Origin of the sequence: Simiduia litorea, from assembly GCF_042853465.1 — a bacterium.
Lineage (GTDB): Bacteria > Pseudomonadota > Gammaproteobacteria > Pseudomonadales > Cellvibrionaceae > Simiduia > Simiduia litorea.
The window spans coordinates 2754492-2770522 of sequence record NZ_AP031497.1; the positions used below are offsets into that span (position 1 = coordinate 2754492).

Below are 16031 nucleotides of genomic sequence, written 5' to 3' on the forward strand. Positions count from 1 at the left end.
TGTGCTCCGCGCGCAAAAAATTGGTGGCAGTTTAACAGCAAAAAGAGGTTGGGCGCGACACCCAACCTCTTCTTTAGAGCTACCGAACGCAGAGCTTGCACCCGGTAAGTTGGGCAACTTAGCCCTTAGACGCTTGAACCTGTGCGGCAACTTCTGCAGCAAAATCCACCTCAGCCTTCTCGATACCCTCACCCACTTCAAAACGGGTAAACGCAACGATTTCAGCGCCAGCATCTTTAGCCAACTTACCAACAGTCAGCTCAGGATTCTTAACAAACGCTTGCTCAGTCAAGCTAATTTCTTTCAGGAACTTGTTGATACGGCCAACCATCATTTTTTCAACGATTTCAGCAGCCTTGCCGGCCATGTCAGGCTGGGCCTTGATGATGTCTTTTTCTTTTTCAACAACGTCAGCAGACACTTCGCTGGTGTTAACCACTTGTGGATTAACGGCAGCAACATGCATAGACACGTCTTTAGCCAAATCGACACTGCCGCCTTTCAGCTGAGTGATCACAGCAATGCGGTTGTTGGAGTGTACATAGGAGCCAACGCAACCCGCTGGCGCCTCAACCACAACAACGCGACGCACGCCAATGTTCTCACCAATTTTCTGAACCAATGCTGAGCGGGCATCTTCGAGCTCGCCTGCCATCAGCGCAGCAACATCGGTTACCTTGCCAGCGAAAGCCTTATCAACCACTTTGGCAACGAAGCCCAAGAAGTTTTCGTCGCGCGCAACAAAGTCGGTTTCAGAGTTAACTTCAACCAATACGCCGTAGCTACCGTCATCGGCAACTTTTACAGAAACTACGCCGTCTGCCGCGGTGCGGTCGGCTTTCTTAGCAGCCTTTAGGCCTGAATCTTTACGCAGGTTATCAATGGCCAATTCGATATCGCCATTAGATTCAACCAACGCCTTCTTACACTCCATCATGCCGAGGCCAGTGCGCTCGCGCAATTCTTTTACCAGTGATGCAGAGATAGCTGACATAAACCTATCCTCTTAAATAAGTAATGAAAAATAATTGGTAAAAAGGGGGCTAGGCCCCCTTTTCGTTGAGCCGCAAAAATGCCGCTCTATGACAAGCCGTTTACTTACTTAGCCGCAGCTTCGTTCGCTTCAACGTACTCGTCTTTGTTTACAACAGCAGCGCCATTGGCAGCCAAGCCTTCTAAGCAAGAATCGGCAGCAGCAGTTACATACAATTTGATCGCGCGGATCGCATCGTCGTTACCAGGGATAACGAAATCAACGCCATCTGGGTTGCTGTTTGAATCCACGATACCGAACACTGGGATACCCAAGTTGTTGGCTTCTTGAATAGCAATACGCTCGTGATCAACATCGATGACGAACAAGGCATCAGGCAAACCGCCCATGTCCTTAATACCACCGATAGAATCTTCCAACTTAGCCATCAAGCGAGTGCGCATCAGTGCTTCTTTCTTGGTCAACTTGTCGAAGGTGCCATCTTGGCTCTGGGTCTGCAGATCGCGGAAACGCTTGATCGACTGACGGATAGTTTTGTAGTTGGTTAACATACCGCCTAACCAGCGGTGGCTAACGAAAGGCTGACCAGCACGGATGGCCTGCTCTTTGATCACCTTTTGCGCTGCGCGCTTGGTGCCAACAAAAAGAATTTTCTTCTTCTGGGCAGCCATGGTCTTCAGCGTCTCTAGGGCGCTGTTGAACGCAGGAACTGTGTGCTCAAGGTTGATAATGTGAATTTTGTTGCGGGCGCCGAAGATGTATTTACCCATCTTAGGGTTCCAGTAGCGGGTCTGGTGACCAAAGTGAACACCAGCCTGCAGCATTTCGCGCATGCTTACTTGTGACATATCTATTTTCCTTTCGGGTTAAGCCTCCATGAACCCCACCGACCAACCCTAAACGTGAAGCTCCCGTAGGAACGACGCGGCTTTCGGGCACCCAGGTCAGGCGTGACGGATCATGTGTGACGTTGATTTTTAATCGCTAGATCATTCCAGCGGCGCGCTTTATACCATAAAGCCGGCAAAACTCAAAGCTAAAGACGATATTTCAACCCTGCCGAAGCCTAGCATTTTGGGCTACAATGCCCGCCTTTACCTCATTCGAGGTAGTGTTGGATTACGTTTTACCGGCTCTAAAGCCTCTGCTTTCGGAGCGCTGGCCCCATTAGGAAACTCAAGGAAACGCCTTACTCATGTCTGCATCTATCCGTACACCCGATGAAATCGCCAAAATGCGCGTTGCTGGTCGCATGGCAGCCGAGTGCCTAGAGCTAATTGAGCCCCACGTGGTACCCGGCGTGACGACAGGTGAGCTGGATCAGATCATCCACGACCACATCGTCAATGTACAAAAAGCCATACCTGCTTGCCTTGGCTATAAGGGATTTCCCAAATCTGTCTGCACCTCGGTCAATGAAGTGATTTGTCACGGCATCCCCTCCGACAAAAAGGTCCTTAAAAAGGGAGACATCGTTAATATCGACGTCACGGTGATCTTTGATGGCTATTTTGGCGACACCAGCAAAATGTATTTTGTCGGCGAAGTACCCGGTCACGCGGAGCGCCTTGTACAGGTTACCCAAGAGTGTTTGTACAAAGCCATTGGACTGGTAAAGCCTGGCTGCCGCCTTGGCGATATTGGCGCCGTCATACAGCAGCATGCCGAGGCCAACTACTACTCGGTAGTGCGGGAATACTGCGGTCACGGCATCAGTAATGTGTTTCACGAAGACCCGCAAATTTTGCATTACGGCCAAGCGGGCACAGGCATGGAACTAAAAGAAGGCATGACCTTCACCATCGAGCCTATGATCAATGCCGGTAAGCCGGGCACTAAGTTGTTAGGTGACGGCTGGACAGTGCTCACCAAGGATCGACGCCTGTCCGCTCAATGGGAACACACGCTCGCCGTTACCAAAGACGGCGTGGAAGTATTAACTGCCCGCAAGGAAGAATCTTTTTCGTGAAGCTGAGCACGCCTTTTTTTGAACGCACCCCGTTTTTCTTTGATCAAAATCGCTTTCGCGAAAAGTTAGCAACAGAAAAACCCATTGCAACGTTTAAGGATGCAATGAACGCCGCCAACATTCAGTTTGACGTGCGTTTCAAAGAAGGCGAAGACATTCGCACATTGATTTATGAGCGCGCGCACTTTATCGACCTAATCCTGCATTACGCATGGCACCAGTTTAATTGGCAAACAGGTGTCTGCTTAATGGCCGTTGGCGGTTATGGCCGCGGCGAATTGCACCCGGCGTCGGATATCGATCTATTGCTATTGCTTGACAACGATGACGCGCGCGCGAACTTGGACGCGATCGAGCGATTTTTCACCTTTCTTTGGGATATTGGTCTCGAGATCGGTCACAGTGTGCGCAGCGTTAAACAGTGTGTGGAAATCGCCAAAGACGATATCACCGTCGCCACCAACATAATGGAAAGTCGCACCTTGATTGGCGACGACCAGCTACGCGATCAACTGATGAGCGCAACTGCGCCCGAAAAAATTTGGACGCCTGACGCTTTTTTTCGCGCCAAGTGGGAAGAACAACAGGAACGTCACAATAAACACAGTGACTCCTCCAGCAACCTTGAACCTAATGTCAAAAATGCGCCGGGCGGTTTGCGCGATATCCAAACCATCTCTTGGGTCGCCAAACGCTACTTCAATGTGCGCACCATTAAACAGCTCGAGGGGCGCGGTTTTTTTACCGAAGGTGAATACGCCATATTAATGACCGGTGAAGAGTTTCTATGGCGCGTGCGCTACGGCCTGCACATGCTCGCCAAGCGAGGAGAAGAGCGCCTACTGTTCGACCACCAACGCGCGCTGGCCACGCTGTTTGGCTATAAAGATACACCCGAGCGCTTGGCCATCGAACAATTCATGCACCGGTATTATCGCATCGTGCAAACATTGCAGGAACTTAACGATGTATTGCTGCAATTTTTAAGTGAAGCCATTTTACCGAATGGTCAAGAGCAGCAGCTCGAACCCATTAACGCGCGTTTTCAAATGCGCAACAGCTTCATTGAAGTTGCCTACACCAAAGTCTTCCTCGAAGACCCCAGCGCACTGCTTGAAATTTTTGTCTTAATGGGTAGAGACAAGCGCATTCTTGGCGTGCGCGCCTCAACCATCAGACTGATACGTGAATCGCGCCAGCTCATTGACGATGACTTTCGAGCCAACCCCCGCAATACAGCACTTTTTATGGAGCTAATGCGCTCGCCCTATAGCCTTGTGCGGCAATTAAAGCGCATGAAGCGCTACGGCGTATTGGGTCGGTATCTACCGGAATTTGACCGTATAACTGGGCAGATGCAACACGACCTTTTTCACATTTACACGGTCGATGAGCACACGTTGCGGGTGATGAAAAACATGCGCAAATTCCGCTTACCGGAAGCGCAAGAAAAGTTTCCGGTTGCCGCGCATATTATGAATCGGCTCGCGAAACCAGAGCTGCTGTATATCGCAGGGCTTTATCACGATATTGCCAAAGGCCGCGGTGGCGATCACTCCATGTTGGGTAAAGTGGACGCTGAAGATTTTTGTGTGCGCCACGGCTTAACGGGTCGAGAAACCAGGCTCGTTGTATGGCTGGTGGAAATGCATTTACTCATGTCCGCAGTATCGCAGAAGCAAGACATTTCAGATCCAGAAGTGATTCACAAATTCGCCTTGTTAGTTGGCGATCAACTTCGCCTAGACTACCTCTATTTGTTAACGGTTGCCGACATTAACGGCACCAACCCAGACCTCTGGAACACCTGGCGCGCGAGTTTAATGCGTCAGCTTTACCTAGAAACAAAACGCGCCCTGCGCCGTGGCCTCGAAAATCCCATCGACCGTCAGGAGCTAATTGTTGAAACCCAGCAGGCAGCCATTCGCAAACTGGAAGACAAGAATCTCTCAGAAAAGCGCGTGCGGCAAATTTGGGGCGGTATGGGTGAAGATTATTTCTTGCGCGAATCACATTTAGATATCGCCTGGCACACGGAAGCCATTAGCTGCCATCGCAGCGAGGAACCACTCATATTGATTCGCCAGAGCCGTTTCAATGGCATGGAAGGAGCCACCCAAATTTTCGTACGGACTAAAGATCGCAACAATGTGTTTGCCGCCTCCGCCAACGCCCTGTCTGGATTGAATTTAGATATTCAGGATGCCCGTATTTACAGCTCGCCCGACGGCTTTACTATCGATACCTTTTTTGTGCTCGACGAGAACGGTGAACCCACTAAATACGATCGTTTCGATGCAATTCGGCGCGCGCTGCACGATGAGCTGGCCTTGGTCGATCAATACCCCGATATTATCCAACGCCGCACACCGCGGGTGTTAAAACATTTCACCATGCCCAGTCGAACACGACTGAGTAATGATTTGGTGACCGGCAACACCATATTAGAAGTTATCAGCCCAGACAGACCAGGTTTACTAGCTGCCATAGGTCGCGTTTTTTTACGCTTTGGTATTCAGTTACAAAACGCCAAGATTGCCACACTAGGCGAGCGCGTCGAAGATATTTTCTTTATCAGCGACGCCAATGGCGAGCCGCTTTCCGACCCCAAGCTGTGCGAAGACCTACAGGACAGTATTTGCAAGGCATTGGACGACATCGTCAGCCAAAAACATTAACCGAGATATAACATCAAAAAACGAGTCGCAGATGAACCCCGATTTGCTGAAATTGCAGGCCTACCCTTTTGAGCGTTTAGCACAACTGAAAGCCAATGCCAAACCCGTCGACTTAGCACACATCGCCCTAAGTATCGGCGAGCCAAAACATCAGCCGCCACAATTTGTACTCGATACTTTGGTGAAAAATCTCGATAAACTTTCAAACTACCCTACCACCAAAGGCATTCCCGAACTGCGCATTGCCATCAGTAGATGGCTTGAACAACGGTTTCACTTATCGCCTAACAGCGTTGATGCCGAGCGTCAGGTATTGCCGGTTAACGGTACCCGCGAAGCGCTATTTGCGTTTGTTCAAGCCGTTATCGACAAGTCGAAGCCTGCCTTAGTGGTTAGCCCAAACCCCTTTTACCAAATCTACGAAGGTGCCGCCTTTCTCGCCGGCACCGATATTCACTTTCTAAACTGCACCAAAGACAACGGCTATATTCCCGACTACGACGCCGTAGCGCCCGACGTGTGGCAACAATGCCAGCTGTTATTCGTGTGCTCGCCCGGCAACCCGACAGGCGCGGTGACATCCAAACAGACGTTAAAGAAGCTGATTGCACTGGCCGATCAATACGATTTCATCATCGCCAGTGACGAGTGCTACTCAGAACTATATTTCGGCGCCCCGCCGCCGGGGTTGTTAGAAGTTTGTGACGACATTGGCCGCACCGACTATAAGCGCTGCGTTGTGTTTCACTCGCTGTCCAAACGCTCGAATCTGCCAGGGCTGCGCTCAGGCTTTGTGGCCGGTGATGCAGATATTTTAAAACAGTTTTTGCTGTATCGAACCTATCATGGCTGTGCCATGCCGGTAACCAGCCAACTGGCCTCCATAGCGGCTTGGCAAGATGAGAAACACGTGATCGAAAATCGCGCGCTATACGCTGAAAAGTTTGACGCCGTACTCGATATTTTGTCAGGTCAGTTAGATGTGCAGAAACCCGATGCGAGCTTCTACCTTTGGCCGCGCGTTGAAATGAGCGATACAGATTTTGCGCGGCAACTGTTCGAACGCACCCATGTGACCGTTTTACCGGGCACATTTATCGCGCGAGCAACACCCACTGGGAACCCAGGTGCCAACCATATTCGCATGGCGCTAGTTGCAGGCACGGCTGAGTGCGTTGACGCGGCCAAAAGAATTCGATCCTTTTTAACGGCCGGCAGCTAATGGATAACCCGAATAAAGCGGCGCGGGTGGAAAAAATATTGCACACGCTAGAGGCGCATTATCCCAATCCGCCCATTCCGCTCGATCACACCGACACCTATAGCTTACTCGTCGCAGTATTATTGTCTGCACAGTGTACCGATGAGCGCGTGAACAAGATTACACCGGCGCTTTGGGCACTCGCAAAAACACCCGAGGCCATGACGCGCATTCCGGTAGACGCCATTCAAGCGGTAATACGACCCTGTGGGCTATCGCCTAAAAAAGCGAAAGCGATATCGGCGCTATCGCATATTTTGGTTGAAAAGTACCAAGGTGAGGTACCTGCAGACATGGCTAAACTAGAGGAGCTTCCGGGCGTTGGCCACAAGACCGCCAGCGTAGTGATGGCTCAGGCATTTGGCGTACCTGCCTTTCCCGTCGACACCCACATTCATCGCTTAGCACAGCGCTGGGGGCTGACCAGCGGCAAAAATGTGGTGCAAACGGAGAAGGATTTAAAGCGCCTGTTCCCAAAGGAAAAGTGGAACACGTTACACCTACAAATTATTTTTTACGGGCGGGAATACTGTACCGCTAGAGGCTGCGACGGCACCCGCTGCCCGCTGTGTCGTTGGTGTTATCCAAACCGAAAAAAACCCAAACAGGTGCACAAACCTTAGAAGCGGCCGTTGACCTCGCGCGCCTCAAACATTGAACGCCGTTCTACCGTAGCGGCTGGCTTTGCTTCTGGTAGCTGATGCTCAATGGGCGCCAATGACATTTGATCGGCGTTTAAACCCGCGCGCATAAAAGACGGCTTTTGCCGCTTGGCCAACTCGCCTTCCAGCCGCACGAGTTGATTTTTTTCAATTCTGCAGAGCCCGCCAATAGCTTCAATCGCGCGAACATAGGCGCGTGCTTGCGCCTCTGTTAGGCCAGACTTGAGCACCACAACACGGCCACTAAAAAAGCGTTTTAACTGCTCGTTAGAGCGCAGTTTAAAGAGTTTAGCGAAGCCTTGCGCCAAATCACTGCGCTCGACGCCATGGCTAGCTTGACCCCAAAAAACCACTTTGAAGTCCGCTTGAGGAGAGGGTAGGGAAAAATCTATTGTCATATTGTTGCAGCCACGTCCTGTGAACACCTCGAATACAATGGGCAAAAACGGTTAAAACCTACACGGCGCCACTGTCGGTGGCACTTTTTACGCGTTCGTTAAGTGTATGTAAAGAATTGAGGCGCCATTAGATCAAGAAGATTTAATAAAATGCCGATAAGTTGGCTTTTTAGTGTTTTTTGATCTTAAAACCGCAATTTTGCCCTTTTGGTGCGCCATGCACGCCTAGCGTGAGTCTGGTAGACTTGCGCCCCAACTTCCAAACTGACCATTTAAATTGCTATGAATACGCTTTTTGGTATTAAAAATTGCGACACTGTCAAGAAAGCACAAACTTGGCTTAAGCAACACGAGGTGGCCTACACGTTTCACGACTTCCGCATCGACGGGCTCACCGACACTCAAGTGCGAGGCTGGCATAAAGAGCTGGGTGACGCCCTACTCAACCGCCGGAGCACCACGTGGAAACAGCTCACTGACGCACAAAAGGCCGAGGCTGAGGCAGACCCTGTCGCACTAATACTGGCTAACCCAACCCTAATCAAGCGCCCCTTGCTCGATACTGGCACCGCTCGCATGGTGGGTTTTAAGCAGGACCAATACGCGCAACTATTTCGCTAATCATTTATATCTAACTCACTTACTAGGATTTTCCATGACTCTGTACGCTCTGGGTTTCGGTGTCGGCACCCATAACCGTCAAGGCCAATGGCTTGACGTTTTTTACCCCACGCCGCGAATTAACGTTTCAGATGCGTTGGCAAACGCTGTGCACTCAGTGCTACCCGCGCTGGGCACCCAAGCGCTGAGTCCAGCGCAAGCAGCCGAGTTAGCCAACGTAGTTGCTAAAGAAGACTCAGCCTTGGCCGCATCACTCACCCAGCTCAGCCAAAGTGAACGCCCGCTAGTCGCCGTGCTCCTAAACTCTGACGTCGCCCCGAGCTCCGTGCCAGAAGCCTATTTGAAACTGCATTTATTATCGCACCGGTTGGTAAAGCCTCATCAAACCAAACTTGATGGGCTCTTTGGCGTACTGCCCAATGTCGCCTGGACCAATGAAGGCGCGGTGGATTTAACCGACCTGCCAGCCCGCCAACTGGCGGCGCGTTGTAAAGGGGAGGTACTCGAAGTCTCCTGTGTCGACAAGTTTCCAAAAATGACGAATTACGTTGTGCCCGAGGGAGTCCGTATTGCCCACACGGCACGCGTTCGCCTTGGCGCTTACTTAGGTGCAGGCACCACCATCATGCACGAAGGCTTTGTCAATTTTAATGCCGGAACCGAAGGGCCAGGTATGATTGAAGGGCGTATTTCAGCCGGTGTATTTGTCGGCAAAGGCTCCGACTTGGGCGGCGGCTGCTCAACCATGGGCACCTTATCTGGCGGCGGCAACATCGTCATTTCAGTGGGCGACAACTGCTTGCTGGGTGCCAATGCAGGCATTGGCATTCCCTTGGGTGATCGCTGCACGGTAGAGTCTGGTCTATATATTACTGCCGGTACTAAGGTGCGTTTACTCGATGACCAAGGCAACTTGGTGCGCGATGTAAAAGCCAGAGACCTAGCCGGTCAAACAGACTTGCTGTTCCGACGTAACTCGCTGTCCGGCGCGGTTGAGTGCAAGGCGAATAAAACCGCTGTTGCACTCAATGAGGCATTGCACGCCAACTAGTTCTGCGTGCTGCAGAGTTTGTCGATCGCCTCGGCAAGCTCTGTTAGCGCAGACTGAAGCAATTGCACCTGCGCAATAAGATAGACCTCATCGCGCGCCGCCTCGGCACCAACATCAAGCAACGTCTCTAACCCCTGAGATGCTACATACACCTGTTTTGCACTCAGATTTCCGGCAACCCCTTTAATTTGATGAACAAGTGCTTTGGCATTGGCAAAATCGCCCTGCTGGATCAATTCCGCGCAGTCGTGACCGCCGGTCTTGTACTGCGCCATAAAACTAAGCAGTAATTCCTGATAGCGATCATGACGGCCGCGCAGTCGAAGTAAACCTTCGTCGGCATCTAGCACAGGCAAATGTTGTTGCGCCACATCGTGGCTGCCATTGACGACACCGTGACCATCCCCGGCGTGACCTTCTAGAGCGTCCGTTGCTCCCGATGCACTCACCCGCTCCGGCAAATAGCGTCGGAGTGCGGCCACCAGCGCCGGAATATCAATGGGTTTCGCCACGTGCGCGTTCATACCCGCCAGCTGACTCGCCTGCCGGTCTTCACTCATGGCATTGGCCGTTAAACCAATAATCGGCAATCGAACGTCATTAAACCTTTCGCGTATTTTGCGCGTTGCGCTATAACCGTCCATAACCGGCATTTGAATATCCATCAGGACAAGGGCAAATTCCTGCGCGAACACCTTTTCTATGGCCTCAACGCCATTACATGCCGTCACGATATCTAGATTAAACGGCGCTAATATTTCGCTGGCGACCTGTAAATTTATCGCGTTGTCTTCCACAAGCAGTAGCTTTGCGCCCTGAAAATCCGGCACAGAATCAACCACACTTGCTGCAACACCCTCAATCACATCCGCAGCACTCGCGCTGCCCACGTTAACACTGAACTCAAATTGACTGCCTTGACCTACTACACTGCTAACCTTTACTTCCCCGCCCATCATTTCCACCAGCCGCCGGCTAATGGTGAGGCCCAAACCAGTGCCGCCATACTGCCTGGCAACGCCGGCATCAACTTGCTCAAAAGCCACAAACAATTGCGCCATTTGCGCGTCGCTCAAGCCGACACCGGTATCAACAACGGCAAAACGCAATATCTGTCGCGCGCCCATATCGACACTCATTCGAACCTCAAGCGTTACTGCTCCCGCATGGGTGAACTTGATGGCATTACCTATTAAATTCACCAAGATTTGATGTAAGCGCAGAGCATCTGATTTAATGAACGAGGGCGTGTTTGGTGAGATTGTTTGAATAAATGCAAGGTGTTTCTGCTTTGATTTCATTTCGAATATAGAACAGATATTATCCAGAAACACTCGTAAATCGAATGTCTTTTCCTCTAACGCTAGTTTACCCGCCTCAATTTTAGAAAAATCCAAAATGTCGTTAACAATGCCAAGTAAATTTTCTGCAGAAAAATGTATTTTAGTCAGATAGTCCAACTGTTTTGAGTCTAGGGATGTAGTCAGAGCCAATTGACTGAAGCCCAGAATGGCATTCATAGGGGTGCGAATTTCATGGCTCATGTTAGCGAGAAACCGGCTTTTTACCGATGCGGCCTGCTCAGCTTTATTGCGAGATGCTTCGAGTTCAACCTGCGTCATCTTTAGCTCAGTTACATCGGTTGATACCGTTACCAGCTTATCGACCTTGCCATTTTCATCAAAAACGGGGGTCACATTGGCAATAAACGACCGTCTGCCACCTCGCTCAGTGGGAACCGAGTACTCTTCAGTAACCGGTAATCCAGTTGCGACTATCTGATCACAGATCGCTAACACCAGATCGCCTTTTGAGCCTTTAATGACTTCTTTCACATGCTTACCCACGACGTCCTTTGCCTTCAAGCCCATGGTCGCTTCAAAATAGCGGTTAATGCGAAGAAAGCAGTAATGCCGATCAACAATAGTAATCATCGCATTGGAACTGTCTAAAATTTCCTGCATCAACTGACGCTCTTTGTGCGCAAAGGCTTCCATGCGACGCCGCAGTGAAATATCTTCATAGGTTCTAAATACCCCTATCACCGATCGACTCTCATCGCGCAAGGGTGCGGCATGGCTTTTGATAAAAAGCGTTTGCCCGGCAGCATTTAATAACTCAATTTCTTTGTCTACGAAAGATTTGCGTTGCTGGAGAATATCTTGGTCCTCAGCCATAGTCATTGACGCATCGTCACTCCAGAGCAGCTCAACATCGGTTTTACCAATAACCTGTTCTGGACTTGATACCTGCACTAAATCGGCAAATTTTTGATTACAGCCCAAGTAATCACCCGCACTGCTTTTCCAACAGAGCGCAACCTGTGCGGTATCCAAGACTTGTTGCAATCTCAACTTAAGATCACTGGCCGATTGCTCGACCGGTTGGTTGACCTTGCATTGCGGCTCAACCTGTTGGATTAACTGCGCATGCAACGCCGCAATAGTACCTGGGTGTGATTTGCGCTCGCCAATGTCTTCAACGCGGCCGAATGCGATAGCAGCGCCACCCTGACGATGCCGCCTTAAAACCTTTCCCGTCACCCGTAGCCAACGATTAACGCCGAGCTCGGGCGTCAACCTAAACTCTGCCGCCAGTGGCTCTTGCGTTGAAACAAATGCCTTACTCGATTGAACTAACCTAGGCCTGTCTTCGCTATCAACCAACGCCATGATGTGATCGATCGGTTGTTCAACCCACCGCCCATCAAAGCCCAGAGTCTCTATGTTGTGACCGACTAAACACAGACGTCGTCTGGCGATATCCCAGAGCCAATAACCGGATACATGCGTACCCGGCAGGTCAATAGACACCTGCTGTAACAACTTGAGTAACCAACGCTCGGCATTTAGGCGCAGTAAAACCCACAGCAAAAACTGCGGCCAACGCAGAAATACAGCAAGCATTAGCGCAAAAAAAACCATTGCCGCGAGCAACAAAACCCCGAGAAGTGTAAACCCCATAACAATCAATCACTAAAATACCTAAATTGAGTGTAGCTGCTTGCGGTAAAATGCTGTGTTTTTGCTAAAATACGCCACTTTTTGCCACAGGATGTATTACATGACCTCTGCAACCGTACAGCTTGCCTGCGAGTTAATTAAGCGACCGTCGGTGACACCACTCGATGAAGGCTGTCAAGACATGATGATCGCTCGCTTACAGGCCATCGGCTTTACGATAGAACGTCTGCGTTTTGAAGATGTTGATAATTTCTGGGCTGAGAGAGGTGATTCTGGCCCATTAATGGCTTTTGCCGGGCACACAGACGTAGTGCCAACCGGCCCAGTAACTCAATGGCGCTTTCCACCCTTTCAGCCCACTATCGACGCAGGCATGTTATACGGTCGCGGCGCCGCCGACATGAAAGGCAGCTTGGCCGCCATGGTCACCGCTTGCGAAGAATTCGTGGCTAAACACCCCGCGCATCCCGGCCGTATTGGTTTTCTTATTACCAGCGACGAGGAAGGCCCTGCAATTAACGGCACGGTAAAGGTGGTTGAGTGGCTACAAGCACAGAATAAGCATATTGATTGCTGCTTAGTTGGCGAGCCCTCGAGCACTGAACAGGTGGGCGATGTCATCAAAAATGGTCGGCGCGGCTCGCTCGGCGCCAAGCTAATCATTAAAGGGATTCAAGGCCATGTGGCTTACCCACACTTGGCGGAAAATCCGATCCATGCGTTTGCACCGGCACTGACCGAGCTAGCCGCAGAAATTTGGGACGGCGGCAATGACTTTTTCCCTGCCACCAGTTTTCAAGTGTCCAATATAAACAGCGGCACGGGTGCAACCAATGTTATCCCCGGCGAGCTCGAACTGCTGTGTAATTTTCGTTTTTCCACGGAGGTTACTGAAGCACAATTGCGCGAGCGCACAGAGGCCATATTGCTGAAACACGGGCTACATTATCAGGTGCAGTGGAACTTATCTGGCCAACCCTTCTTAACCAGTCAAGGAGCGTTAGTGGATGCCATCGTCGGCGCCATTGCCGACGTCGAAGGCCGCAGCACTGAATTGTCGACAGCTGGCGGCACCAGTGACGGCCGCTTCATCGCACCCACGGGATCACAAGTGGTAGAGCTAGGCCCCGTTAATGCCACCATCCATAAAGTCGATGAGTGCGTGAAGGTCGATGATTTAGATAAGTTGCACAACATTTACGTGCGAACCTTAGAGCGCTTACTCCTAGCATAAATCTTGGGTAATCTAATCTCGGCGAGAATTATAATATCGTTTTTTCTCGTCACTAAAACCAATCACCATCGCCTCACGTTTGTGAGGCGATGGAAAAGCCTCCATGTTCTCGCTACCGGTTAACGTCAAACGTGTAATCAACGCTACGGCTCTTTCGAAAAAGCTAAAATGTAGCCTTTATCAGGCGACTGCTTACCCGCTAAAACACGCTGATAAACGGCTGTAATTTCCTCGTTTCCGGTATGCGTTTCAATGTTCAACCAGGCGCGGGAAAATATTTCGAACTGCGACCAAGCCCTTGCCAAGCGTTGATGAAAGCCAGCCACAGACCACTGCAGCAAGCGCTTCTCGGCCTGCGTAGGCGCAAAAAACAACTCTGGTTTCGGCACAATACTCAGCGGCTCCAACCCCTGACGGTTATCCCAATGGGATACGCCAACTAAGCAAACATAAGCAAGCTTACCAAGAAGGTGCTGAGCGATATTCGACAAAAGCTGACCGTTACCAGCAAAGTCTATCACCGCGCTATTGGCCTTAGCATTTAACGCGGCCAACTCTTGGTAACTCAGCACTTGATCATAACAGCCAAGACTTTCCACAAAAGCCTTATTCGCACCAGACGTTAACCCCACAAGATGGGTTTTCTTTTCCTGCACCAACTTACCGGCCTGAAGTAACAGTGCGGTGCCGATGGCGGTTTTACTCGAGGCACTGGTTAACACCAATTGCTCGGCACCAAAGCAGGCATTTTCTTCAAAAAAATCGGCCAATAGAAATGAGGTTGTAAAAAGCGGCCGCATCAACATCTGTAAGGCTTCTGCCTCGGCATGGTAAAGAGGATCAGTCTCGGTATTGGTATACTGATTGTAAATTTTCGGCAGCGACCTACGATGGTGGGTTGTATCAACAAACCCGTGAATTGAGATATTGCCAGGCTCCACCACCAAATGCGACGCCATCGGGTAGTAACCATAGAACCGCTGACCGATGTTAATGTTTGCGCAATTAGAAGCGATAACATCAGCAAAGCCCCACACCGGGATAATACCCTTCTCGGCATCGCCGGACGGAAAAAAATGCCAGTAGCGTAGCGTTTCGCCCAAGGTTGCATAAGTCACATTATTTGCGGTAAAGCTAAAACAATCGATAGCCAGCAGTACTTGCCCATCCATCAGCGGCTGCTCAATCGGCGAGACCTGAGTGGTAATGTCTTGCAATGCTGTTTTAGATACGTCGAATCGCGTTTGCGTGATAGCCATGAGTCAAGTCCTAGGTAATAGACGATACTGGTGTATTTTTTACAAATTGAATAATAATATCGGCCAAGCTCTGGCTTTGATCTTCCTGTAGAAAATGACCCGCCTCTGCAACGGTGGGATGTTGTAATCCCTGAGTGCCCGGTATCAATTTTTGCAATATTTTTTCTGCGCCAGCCGTAATCGGATCGCTATCACTAAAGGCCGTCAGGAAAGGTTTTTGCCATTGGCGCAACTGCAGCCAAGCCTCACGATTGGCCTGCGCCTCTGGGTTCTCTGGCGTAATCGGTACCAGTTGCGGAAAAATTCGCGCCCCCACTTTATAGTGCTCGTCAGGGTAAGGCGCGTTATACGCCGCAATAATATCCGCACTCAGGTTTGTTACAGCACCGCGATTGACAATATCACCCACTGGCAAAACGGGCACTGTTTGAGCATATTGTTGCCATTGCTCAAACGCTTCACCCGGCGCGAAATCACCGGTGGGCAAAAAGGTATTGGCTGCGACCACTCGTGAAAAAAGATGGCCGAGTTCGGCCACTAAACGCAAGCCAATAAGGCCGCCCCAGTCCTGACAAAACAGCGTTATATTTTTCACATTAACTTGGATTAGCCAATCTTTCATCCAAGTCACATGACGAGCATAGGTGTAATCACTGGTTTTACTGGGTTTATCCGATCGACCAAAGCCAATTAGGTCTGGCGCTAAAACGCGAAACCCCGCGGCCGCCAAGAGCGGGATCATTTTTCGATACAGAAAACTCCACGAAGGCTCACCGTGCAACAACAACACAACCGGTGCATTGGCGTCGCCTTCATCTAGGTAATGTATCCTTAAGTGCCCGCCTTCGGTGTCGGCCACCTGCAAGTAATTTGGGGTAAAGTTATAATCCGGTAAGCGGTCAAAACAAGCCTCCGGCGTGCGCAAAACGTCCATACTCCAC

Annotated in this window: 13 protein-coding genes; 7 read left to right on the plus strand and 6 right to left on the minus strand. The window is 50.5% G+C overall.

Annotation, left to right across the window (positions count from 1 at the left end; translation table 11 throughout):
* Nucleotides 1-118: 118 nt before the first annotated feature.
* Together tsf and rpsB are read right to left on the minus strand one after the other, a co-directional pair.
* Nucleotides 119-994, minus strand: a complete 876-nt coding sequence (gene tsf / locus ACGHTT_RS12255; RefSeq protein ID WP_390590882.1) for a translation elongation factor Ts — start codon at nt 992-994, stop codon at nt 119-121.
* A gap of 104 nt (nt 995-1098) precedes the next feature.
* Nucleotides 1099-1842 carry a 30S ribosomal protein S2 gene (gene rpsB, locus ACGHTT_RS12260; protein WP_390590883.1) on the minus strand — a complete coding sequence of 248 codons (744 nt, stop codon included), beginning with the start codon at nt 1840-1842 and terminating at the stop codon, nt 1099-1101.
* A gap of 347 nt (nt 1843-2189) precedes the next feature.
* Between rpsB and map the strand changes: the two genes are divergently transcribed.
* From map to nth, 4 genes are read left to right on the plus strand one after another with little or no spacing between them, the layout of a single operon-like run.
* Entirely contained in the window at nt 2190-2963 is a 774-nt protein-coding gene (map, locus tag ACGHTT_RS12265; protein WP_390590885.1) for a type I methionyl aminopeptidase, read from the plus strand.
* The gene (locus tag ACGHTT_RS12270; RefSeq protein WP_390590887.1) at nt 2888-5641 is read left to right on the plus strand and encodes a [protein-PII] uridylyltransferase; all 2754 of its coding nucleotides are present in this window, start codon (nt 2888-2890) and stop codon (nt 5639-5641) included. Before map ends, ACGHTT_RS12270 begins: the two co-directional genes overlap by 76 nt.
* 31 nt (nt 5642-5672) lie before the next feature.
* Nucleotides 5673-6863, plus strand: a complete 1191-nt coding sequence (gene dapC / locus ACGHTT_RS12275) for a succinyldiaminopimelate transaminase (RefSeq protein ID WP_390590889.1) — start codon at nt 5673-5675, stop codon at nt 6861-6863.
* Nucleotides 6863-7525, plus strand: a complete 663-nt coding sequence (gene nth, locus ACGHTT_RS12280; protein WP_390590890.1) for an endonuclease III — start codon at nt 6863-6865, stop codon at nt 7523-7525. Before dapC ends, nth begins: the two co-directional genes overlap by 1 nt.
* On the opposite strand, the gene ACGHTT_RS12285 is transcribed toward nth, so the two are convergent.
* Nucleotides 7522-7962, minus strand: a complete 441-nt coding sequence (locus ACGHTT_RS12285; protein WP_390590892.1) for a hypothetical protein — start codon at nt 7960-7962, stop codon at nt 7522-7524. The two genes, nth and ACGHTT_RS12285, sit on opposite strands and share 4 nt — an antisense overlap.
* Nucleotides 7963-8244: 282 nt before the next feature.
* Between ACGHTT_RS12285 and ACGHTT_RS12290 the strand changes: the two genes are divergently transcribed.
* Together ACGHTT_RS12290 and dapD are read left to right on the plus strand one after the other, a co-directional pair.
* Nucleotides 8245-8583: a Spx/MgsR family RNA polymerase-binding regulatory protein gene (locus tag ACGHTT_RS12290; RefSeq protein ID WP_390590894.1), complete on the plus strand. Its 339-nt coding sequence runs from the start codon at nt 8245-8247 to the stop codon at nt 8581-8583.
* A gap of 34 nt (nt 8584-8617) precedes the next feature.
* The gene (dapD, locus tag ACGHTT_RS12295) at nt 8618-9634 is read left to right on the plus strand and encodes a 2,3,4,5-tetrahydropyridine-2,6-dicarboxylate N-succinyltransferase (protein WP_390590896.1); all 1017 of its coding nucleotides are present in this window, start codon (nt 8618-8620) and stop codon (nt 9632-9634) included.
* Here dapD and ACGHTT_RS12300 read toward each other — a convergent pair.
* Entirely contained in the window at nt 9631-12597 is a 2967-nt protein-coding gene (locus ACGHTT_RS12300; RefSeq protein WP_390590898.1) for a PAS domain-containing protein, read from the minus strand. The two genes, dapD and ACGHTT_RS12300, sit on opposite strands and share 4 nt — an antisense overlap.
* Before the next feature lie 100 nt (nt 12598-12697).
* On the opposite strand from ACGHTT_RS12300, the gene dapE reads away from it, so the two are divergent.
* Nucleotides 12698-13831 carry a succinyl-diaminopimelate desuccinylase gene (gene dapE, locus ACGHTT_RS12305; RefSeq protein WP_390590901.1) on the plus strand — a complete coding sequence of 378 codons (1134 nt, stop codon included), beginning with the start codon at nt 12698-12700 and terminating at the stop codon, nt 13829-13831.
* 143 nt (nt 13832-13974) lie between these two features.
* Here the strand turns inward: dapE and ACGHTT_RS12310 are convergent, their stop codons facing one another.
* Entirely contained in the window at nt 13975-15090 is a 1116-nt protein-coding gene (locus tag ACGHTT_RS12310; RefSeq protein ID WP_390590904.1) for a DUF2855 family protein, read from the minus strand.
* Nucleotides 15091-15100: 10 nt separating this feature from the next.
* The gene (locus ACGHTT_RS12315; RefSeq protein ID WP_390590906.1) at nt 15101-16024 is read right to left on the minus strand and encodes a haloalkane dehalogenase; all 924 of its coding nucleotides are present in this window, start codon (nt 16022-16024) and stop codon (nt 15101-15103) included.
* Nucleotides 16025-16031 lie beyond the last annotated feature (7 nt).

Excerpts from the sequence above, each read along its gene's own strand:
- tsf (WP_390590882.1), bottom strand. The coding sequence starts at position 994 with ATGTCAGCTATCTCTGCATCACTGGTAAAAGAATTGCGCGAGCGCACT.
- rpsB (WP_390590883.1), bottom strand. The coding sequence starts at position 1,842 with ATGTCACAAGTAAGCATGCGCGAAATGCTGCAGGCTGGTGTTCACTTT.
- map (WP_390590885.1), top strand. The coding sequence starts at position 2,190 with ATGTCTGCATCTATCCGTACACCCGATGAAATCGCCAAAATGCGCGTT.
- ACGHTT_RS12270 (WP_390590887.1), top strand. The coding sequence starts at position 2,888 with ATGGGAACACACGCTCGCCGTTACCAAAGACGGCGTGGAAGTATTAAC.
- dapC (WP_390590889.1), top strand. The coding sequence starts at position 5,673 with ATGAACCCCGATTTGCTGAAATTGCAGGCCTACCCTTTTGAGCGTTTA.
- nth (WP_390590890.1), top strand. The coding sequence starts at position 6,863 with ATGGATAACCCGAATAAAGCGGCGCGGGTGGAAAAAATATTGCACACG.
- ACGHTT_RS12285 (WP_390590892.1), bottom strand. The coding sequence starts at position 7,962 with ATGACAATAGATTTTTCCCTACCCTCTCCTCAAGCGGACTTCAAAGTG.
- ACGHTT_RS12290 (WP_390590894.1), top strand. The coding sequence starts at position 8,245 with ATGAATACGCTTTTTGGTATTAAAAATTGCGACACTGTCAAGAAAGCA.
- dapD (WP_390590896.1), top strand. The coding sequence starts at position 8,618 with ATGACTCTGTACGCTCTGGGTTTCGGTGTCGGCACCCATAACCGTCAA.
- ACGHTT_RS12300 (WP_390590898.1), bottom strand. The coding sequence starts at position 12,597 with ATGGGGTTTACACTTCTCGGGGTTTTGTTGCTCGCGGCAATGGTTTTT.
- dapE (WP_390590901.1), top strand. The coding sequence starts at position 12,698 with ATGACCTCTGCAACCGTACAGCTTGCCTGCGAGTTAATTAAGCGACCG.
- ACGHTT_RS12310 (WP_390590904.1), bottom strand. The coding sequence starts at position 15,090 with ATGGCTATCACGCAAACGCGATTCGACGTATCTAAAACAGCATTGCAA.
- ACGHTT_RS12315 (WP_390590906.1), bottom strand. The coding sequence starts at position 16,024 with ATGGACGTTTTGCGCACGCCGGAGGCTTGTTTTGACCGCTTACCGGAT.